Genomic DNA, 7,767 nt, shown 5'->3' with positions numbered 1-7,767 from the left:
GCCTTGGGGAATCTGGGAGAAGCGGCCGCTAGCGAAGCGCCCAAACTGGGTGAAGTGATCGTCAATGATGACAATGCAGATGTGCGTTCTGCGGCGGCCATCGCCTTGGGGAATCTGGGAGAAGCGGCCGCTAGCGAAGCGCCCAAACTGTTTGAAGTGATCGTCAATGATGACAATGCAGATGTGCGTTATGCGGCGGCCAGAGCCTTGGGGAATCTGGGAGAAGCGGCCGCTAGCGAAGCGCCCAAACTGGGTGAAGTGATCGTCAATGATGACAGTGCAGATGTGCGTTATGAGGCGGCCATCGCCTTGGGGAATCTGGGAGAAGCGGCCGCTAGCGAAGCGCCCAAACTGGGTGAAGTGATCGTCAATGATGACAATGCAGATGTGCGTTATGAGGCGGCCAGAGCCTTGTGGAATCTGGGAGAAGCGGCCGCTAGCGAAGCGCCCAAACTGTTTGAAGTGATCGTCAATGATGACAGTGCACCTGTGCGTTATGCGGCGGCCAGAGCCTTGGGGAATCTGGGAGAAGCGGCCGCTAGCGAAGTGCCCAAACTGTTTGAAGTGATCGTCAATGATGACAATGCAGATGTGCGTTATGAGGCGGCCATCGCCTTGGGGAATCTGGGAGAAGCGGCCGCTAGCGAAGCGCCCAAACTGTTTGAAGTGATCGTCAATGATGACAATGCAGATGTGCGTTCTGCGGCGGCCAGAGCCTTGGGGAATCTGGGAGAAGCGGCCGCTAGCGAAGCGCCCAAACTGGGTGAAGTGATCGTCAATGATGACAATGCAGATGTGCGTTATGAGGCGGCCATCGCCTTGGGGAATCTGGGAGAAGCGGCCGCTGAGCAGGCACCCAAGCTAGCCACCTTATTGCGAGATCAAAAAAACGTTCGCCTTTATTCGCCTTTTCGAGGAAATTCTATTGAACAGGAGGCTTCTCTACATGCAGCAGATGCCCTCAGCCAGATGGGGCCGCTCGAAAACGAAGTGATTTTACAGGCTTTGAATGCTGTCAACTTGAACCAGGTTAAAGCAAGTAAATATCGCTTTTTAGCTTACTTCGTCAGTGATGCCAGAGAAGACGCGATTGTCCTGATTCAGTGGCTAGGCGTGCGAGATGAAGACTATGCTTTAGCAACAGACGAACTCTCCCACAAAGAAGCCCAGCGCATTCTGCGCATTTTTGCCGCATCCTGGCCGGACGAACTCCCCCGCAAAATCCGCCACGAATGGCCCCGCCACATTGCCAATATTGTTCGCGCTGTGTCCGAAAAAAAATTCGATTCTTGGCAAACCTCGGACCTGCGCCTCCTGCGAGAACACCGCGACAACCTCAAAGCCATTCGCTCCAACTATGCCGATGCCCTGCAAACCGAAATTGCTCACTTAGAGTGGTGGCGCGGTCTCTGGATTGGCCGAAATGTTTGGCTGTTTCATGCCGCTTTTTGGCTGCTGCTGATCTTCGTCTATCCCAAATCGCCCCAAATTCAAGCCATCTTTTTCTGGAACCCCTGGGTGCGCCGCATCACCGGACTCGGCTACGTCGGCTTTGCCCTCACCTGGATTCCCTTCCTGCGCGCCCGCCTGTTTGAACCCTTCCAAGACTCCCTCCTGGCCGATGCCGGACTCAAAGGCTTCTGGCCCAAAGGCTACTTCCCTGAATCCGATGTGCAAAACAAAGCCACCGGCGAAGTCGAACCCTTGCAAAGGGCCATTCCTACCATCAAAGGTCAGCTCATCCTCGAAGGCGAATCGGGCCTGGGCAAAACTATGTTTCTGCGCCACATCATTCAGCGCACTCTGCGCCAGCAGGAGCAGTCTGATCGCTGGCACTTTTTGCAAGAGCTGATACAGCCTAGGCCTATTGTCGTCTTTTTACCCGCCGATCGCTGTGCCTTTGGCGTCAGCGAAGCCATTCAGACCAAGCTCCACGGCATGGCTAAAGATCCCAGCTTTCTGCAAGACCTGATCTACAGCGGGGCCATCGATATCTGTATTGACGGCCTCAACGAAGTCACCGCCGACACCCGCGCCAAAATCACCGAATTCGTCGAGCGCTACTTCAAAGGCAGCATTATCATGACTACCCAGCCCCTAGAATGGCGACCGCCTGCCACCGCCACCACCTATGTCCTGCAACCTCTGCGGCAGAACCAGATACAGGAATTTCTCGTCTCTCGCTGGCGCGATCGGGTTCACACCCTGGGTGACACCCTCGACCCTAATCTCACCTTAGAAACCTACACCCAAGCCTGCACCGACTATCTCCATGAAGCCCTCAGCCCCCATCAGCCCCAAGAAGAACTTGCCGCCGCCCGCCGCATCCTCTCCAACCCGATGGATTTGAGCCTAATCGCCCAAATGATCGCTAGCGGCGAACAGCCCAACCTCTTCCAGCTCCAGCAGCAGCAATACCGCCTCATGGCAGCAGAATATCAGCGGCTCCACCTCAAAGACTTTCCGCTGCAGTGGTTCTCTGAATGGGTCTACGATATGCGGCTCAATGACCAAACCGCTATTCCAGAAGACATGTTCTACGACGAACTGCAGTGTATGGAGCGCTTCAAAATGGTTACCTGTCGTCAAGGCACTGACAGCGAGGGCATCCCTACCCGCGAATGGAACTTCCGCCACGACAAAATCATGGAGTTCTTCATTGTCCAGACCTTCCTCGGCTCCAATAATGACAAGCCAGAGCAGCACTTAGGCGATCCGCGCTTTCGCGGTGTCTATTTTCTGCTCGCCCGTTTACTGCCCCTCAAAGATGCTCTAGCCTTGCGAGAACGACTGATCAACCACGCTGCCGACACCCGCGACCACACCGTTAGCGACGATTTTATCCAGCTCTTGCGATCGCGCCAAAAACTCAGTCTTGCCAGCTAGCGATCATTCCAAGATACTTACACGGGCACGATAGGACAGCCTTTATTCCTCAGCTCATCTCGTGCCCTACGATCCCAACAAAACATCATCGGCGATCGCTGCGACTCCCTGGCTATGACTACGCTCAGGCAGGGGTCTATTTTATGACGCTGTGCATCTTTATGACGCTGTGCATCCGCGATCGCGCCCACTTATTCGGTGAAATCATCAACGGCGAAAGGCAATACCCCACTTGAGAACCCTGCGCCGCCAAGCCATCAGCTTGAGGCAGATTGAGAGAGCAGCGCGATCGCTCTACTGAAAGCAAACTCACCCTTCTGCTACGAGGGCAAACAAAAAAGGGCGGACAGTAAACTGCCCACCCATGACCTTTTAGGAAACTAGCTTAAACCTTAGTAGCGATAGCTGCTGCCACCGGGCTTATGCACGATAAAGCTGAGAATCTGGCACTGCTTCACGTTATCAAAGCCGACAACGCGCACAAAGCAGTTGGGATACTCAGAACGGCAAGCCTGAACTTCATCTAGCACCTCGCGGGTGGAGTTCGCCTTAAACAGCGGCAGCTTCCACATCGTCCAGTAATAAACTTCCGGGTCAGAGGTTTCGTTAAACTCAACCGCCGGAATGTAGCCCATCTTGAGAATGTAGGCAATTTGCTTCTCAATCTGCGCATCCGTTAGCGGCGGCAGGTAAGAAAGAGTTTCATAACGACGCTCTTTTGGCAGAGTTTTCATAGTTCTCAGTAGGGGTTGAATTGAAAGTAATTAACAACTGAGGAATTAAGCTGTTTAATTCCTACTCCGACGAATTTTCTGAGTCGGGATTGGCTTCCACATCCGACAGCGTCATCTGGGTAGCCCGCTCTAAATATTGACGACGATGCTCTATATTGGCTTGCTGAATACTGGTGTTGACCAGTTCTGGCAAAAACTCACAGATTTCTTCAGCGATATGCTGCCGCACCGTCATGACGCGAACCGCCAAGTCTGGCTGTTCCTGCAGTAGGGCTTGCAAAAAGGCTTCGCCATCCTGCAGTTTTTCACGGGTCGCAAAGGCATTAAGCCAATAGGAACGGGGCAGATTGGTTTCGCGTAGCTGGCTGAGGACTGTACGCACGGCTTGATAAGTCAGATAGCTGACCGTCACCTTGGCGGTGTCCTTGGCAATTTGCTTTAGATCCATCAATTCACGAAAACCTGGACGATTATTCTCCGCCAGCGTATTGATGGCAGATGAGTCCTGATTAAAGCCCCATTCGAGCGGCTGAAGGCGCGGGCAGCAGAATTTGACCTACTGCCCGCCTCAGACAGCTCGCCGTCAAAGCTAGATTAGAGCTTATCCATCGTCTCGAATTCGAACTTGATTTCCTTCCACAGTTCGCAAGCCGCCTGAAGTTCAGGTGACCACTTGCAAGCCTCGCGGATGATATCGCCACCTTCGCGGGCCAGATTGCGGCCTTCGTTCCGGGCTTGGACGCAGGCTTCGAGAGCAACGCGGTTAGCGGTTGCACCCGGCGCATTACCCCAAGGGTGACCCAGAGTACCGCCCCCAAACTGCAGAACGGAGTCATCACCGAAGATTTCCACCAGCGCTGGCATGTGCCAAACGTGGATACCACCGGAAGCAACGGCAAAGACGCCGCCCATAGAAGCCCAGTCCTGGGTGAAGTAGACACCGCGAGACTTGTCTTTCTCGACATAGTTCTCGCGCAGCAGGTCGATGAAACCGAGGGTGCTCTCGCGATCGCCCTCTAGCTTACCGACGACAGTTCCAGTGTGGATGTGGTCACCGCCGGACATCCGCAGGCACTTGGCCAAGACGCGGAAGTGCATACCGTGGTTGCGCTGACGGTCAATTACCGCGTGCATGGCCCGGTGGATGTGCAGCAGCATACCGTTGTCCCGGCACCACTTGGCCAGGGTGGTATTGGCGGTGAAGCCAGCGGTGAGGAAGTCATGCATGACGATGGGCATGTCGAGTTCCTTCGCGTACTCGGCCCGCTTCATCATTTCCTCGCAGGTGGCAGCGGTGACGTTGAGGTAGTGACCTTTGATTTCGCCTGTTTCTGCCTGCGCCTTATGAATCGCATCTGCGACAAACAGGAAGCGATCGCGCCAGCGCTGGAAAGGCTGTGAGTTAATGTTCTCGTCGTCCTTGGTGAAGTCTAGACCACCTCGCAGACACTCATAAACCGCCCGGCCATAGTTTTTAGCGGAAAGACCGAGCTTCGGCTTAATGGTGCAGCCCAGCAGCGGACGACCATACTTGTTGAGCTTGTCGCGCTCAACGGTGATGCCGTGAGGCGGGCCTTGGAAAGTCTTGAGGTAGGCAACGGGAATCCGCAAGTCTTCCAGACGCAGGGCTCGCAGCGCCTTGAAACCAAACACGTTACCGACAATGGAGGTCAGCATGTTCGTGACTGATCCTTCCTCGAACAGATCGAGGGGATAGGCCACGTAGCAGATGTACTGATTGTCTTCACCCGGAACCGGCTCAATGTCGTAGCAGCGGCCCTTATAGCGGTCAAGATCGGTCAGCAGGTCTGTCCATACGGTTGTCCAAGTACCCGTTGAGGATTCAGCGGCAACCGCTGCCGCACACTCTTCGGGAGGGACGCCAGGCTGAGGCGTCATCCGGAATGCCGCCAGCAGGTCTGTATCTTTGGGGGTGTAGTCGGGAGTGTAATAGGTCAGTTTATAGTCCTTTACACCCGCATCATATCCAGCAGCTTTTGACTGAGTCGTTGTCTGAGAGTAAGACATATCTCCTCTTCTTCCTGTGAATCTAAAATAAACCTCGAACCAACCCTACCCATCAACTCAGTGGCCACGACCGGCCTAAACCAGACGTGAGCGCAGGTGTTCGAAGCACTCATCTTGACAGCCGAACGCTGGAACAAATGTCGAAACGATTGCTCCTACCGAATTTCAGGCATTGCCAAATTCCTATGCCCTAGAATACTACCAGTGTTCTGATAAGTTTGATTTTGAAAGATCTGTATACATTCATAACTTTTGATTATGAATATAGGTGACAGTAAGTGTCACTTTTTCTCGGAGCGTGAAGAAGGGGTTTTGTATTTGGACAACTGCTGGTATGAGTTGACATTTCTCCAACAGCGAGCTATCAAGGCATCATCAAAATCTCATCACATTTGCGAGGTATGGCGTGTTAGCACCTTCACTCAGGCACTGGGGAATTTTTATTGGCGCTTCCTGTTTGTGGCTGGGATTGCCGGGGCAAGAACTGATTAACAGCGCGATCGCGGCCTCACTGCTGTCTGGGGACGCGGAGACATCCGAACTAGCTCAAGCACTGCCCGTAGAGCCGCCCAGCTCTTATGAAATCGCGCCGCCACCGCCTCGCCGGGAATCGCTGCCCCCCCAGCGCTATCTGGAGGAACAGCAGCAGATAGACTACCGGGTCGGTGCCCTACAGGAAGACTACACGGGCAGCTTGTGGGTCGGTTCCTGGCAGGGACTGGCCCGTATCGACCCGAATACAGGTAATGTGCAGGCCGAGGTGAGGCTGCCCAGCGCCGTGATTTCGGCAATGGCGCAAGACCGGGTGGGGCGGATTTGGGTTGGCACCTATGCCGGACTGTCCCGCGTAGATCCGCGCAGCAATGAAATTACGGCCCAAAACTTTTTCCTGCCGTCCAACCGGATTTTGGCGCTGCAGGTAGATAACCGAGGTTTTCTGTGGGTGGGCACCGATCGCGGCTTGGGCATGATCAGCCCCGATCGCGGCCTGTTGATGACGACGCTGCAGGATTTGCCGGGAGTTAGCGCCAATGCCCTAGCGATCGATCGCGACGGCCAGCTCTGGGTCGGAACCTTAGACGGCATTGTTCGGATCAATACGGGCAGCGCCTTCCCAATGGTGCGCAACGCCAACGTACCGGGAGATGTGGTGCAGGCGCTCACCATTGGCCCGCAGGGACGGCTGTGGGCTGGCACGCCAGACGGCGTCTTTGTCTTTGATCCGCGCAGCGGCCAGCTCCAGCGAGCCGTGACCCAGCTTAGAGGGCGTAACGTAACCGCCCTGGGCTTCGACAGTACGACCAGTCTGTGGGTCGGGACTCAGGACGGGTTGCTAAAGCTCAATCCTTATAACGGGGCCATTATCGGTCAGGTGCCGGGCCTGCCGTCTAGCTATGTGCTATCGCTGTCAACGGATACGGGGAATAAACTTTGGGTGGGAACCCGTCAGGGGCTGGCCTGGGTCAGCCTGCTGACCGGAGAGGCGCGATCGCACATGGAATTTGTCAGCCCCACCGAATAATTTGTCGTCGTTGGTGAGGGTTTAGCAGAAAATTGTTCAACTGTGTCTGAATAATTACGCTCAAAACCCTCCCCTAAAACCGATCGCAGGTCATTTTAATTAACAAACGGCGTTTACAATTCGCCGCGAATTTCTTCCACCACGCCGTCCCGTAGCAAAATTTCCACCTGCATTTTACGAATCAGATTGTCGCCCACTGCCACCCGAAAGAAACTCTCAACCTGGCCCTGAGCCACTTCGTTGTTGAGTTCTAGGGTTTGCACCTGCTGTAGCTGCTGCAAAGCCTGATTTTTCTGCTGCAGCAGCTTGCTTTTCTGCTGGTTGAGCTGGTTTTGCACATTGCCAATTTGCTGAGTCACAGCGGGGCTATCCGGCTGAGGACTTTGCTTTTGAATTTCAGTAACCGCTCGCTGCCCCTGCATTTCGAGCTGCTGTAGCTGGCTGTCTAGCTTGTTGAGCTGAGCCTGTAACTGCTTTTGGGCTTCTTCTTTCCAGAGCGGAGTCACAATCGCCTTGATATTGACGACCCGCTTCATCAGTAAGTTAGATTGAGAAACATCCATAGGAATACTGGTCGGCTGAGAAACTCTTCTTAAC

General features: G+C 54.4%; 6 protein-coding genes. 2 read left to right on the top strand and 4 right to left on the bottom strand.

The window, feature by feature from the left end:
- On the top strand, positions 1–2,886 hold a 2,886-nt coding region (locus tag QJQ48_RS23425; RefSeq protein ID WP_346293671.1), incomplete at its 5' end, for a HEAT repeat domain-containing protein.
- A gap of 392 nt (positions 2,887–3,278) precedes the next feature.
- Here QJQ48_RS23425 and QJQ48_RS23420 read toward each other — a convergent pair.
- From QJQ48_RS23420 to QJQ48_RS23410, 3 genes are all read right to left on the bottom strand, one after another.
- Positions 3,279–3,620: a ribulose bisphosphate carboxylase small subunit gene (locus QJQ48_RS23420; RefSeq protein ID WP_346293670.1), complete on the bottom strand. Its 342-nt coding sequence runs from the start codon at positions 3,618–3,620 to the stop codon at positions 3,279–3,281.
- A gap of 61 nt (positions 3,621–3,681) precedes the next feature.
- Positions 3,682–4,068, bottom strand: coding sequence for a RuBisCO chaperone RbcX (gene rcbX / locus QJQ48_RS23415; protein ID WP_346293669.1), 387 nt, complete (start codon positions 4,066–4,068; stop codon positions 3,682–3,684).
- A gap of 146 nt (positions 4,069–4,214) precedes the next feature.
- Positions 4,215–5,648 (bottom strand): form I ribulose bisphosphate carboxylase large subunit, encoded by a 1,434-nt coding sequence (locus tag QJQ48_RS23410; RefSeq protein ID WP_346293668.1) that lies wholly within the window; start codon positions 5,646–5,648, stop codon positions 4,215–4,217.
- A 406-nt stretch (positions 5,649–6,054) separates the two neighbouring features.
- On the opposite strand from QJQ48_RS23410, the gene QJQ48_RS23405 reads away from it, so the two are divergent.
- Positions 6,055–7,170 carry a ligand-binding sensor domain-containing protein gene (locus tag QJQ48_RS23405; protein WP_346293667.1) on the top strand — a complete coding sequence of 372 codons (1,116 nt, stop codon included), beginning with the start codon at positions 6,055–6,057 and terminating at the stop codon, positions 7,168–7,170.
- Positions 7,171–7,283: 113 nt separating this feature from the next.
- On the opposite strand, the gene QJQ48_RS23400 is transcribed toward QJQ48_RS23405, so the two are convergent.
- Positions 7,284–7,733, bottom strand: coding sequence for a YlqD family protein (locus QJQ48_RS23400; RefSeq protein ID WP_346293666.1), 450 nt, complete (start codon positions 7,731–7,733; stop codon positions 7,284–7,286).
- Positions 7,734–7,767 lie beyond the last annotated feature (34 nt).

Source organism: Sphaerothrix gracilis Ecp01, from assembly GCF_030405905.1.
Lineage (GTDB): Bacteria > Cyanobacteriota > Cyanobacteriia > Phormidesmidales > Phormidesmidaceae > Sphaerothrix > Sphaerothrix gracilis.
This window is presented reverse-complemented; position numbering and strand designations above follow the sequence as displayed.

Excerpts from the sequence above, each read along its gene's own strand:
- QJQ48_RS23420 (WP_346293670.1), bottom strand. The coding sequence starts at position 3,620 with ATGAAAACTCTGCCAAAAGAGCGTCGTTATGAAACTCTTTCTTACCTG.
- rcbX (WP_346293669.1), bottom strand. The coding sequence starts at position 4,068 with ATGGATCTAAAGCAAATTGCCAAGGACACCGCCAAGGTGACGGTCAGC.
- QJQ48_RS23410 (WP_346293668.1), bottom strand. The coding sequence starts at position 5,648 with ATGTCTTACTCTCAGACAACGACTCAGTCAAAAGCTGCTGGATATGAT.
- QJQ48_RS23400 (WP_346293666.1), bottom strand. The coding sequence starts at position 7,733 with ATGGATGTTTCTCAATCTAACTTACTGATGAAGCGGGTCGTCAATATC.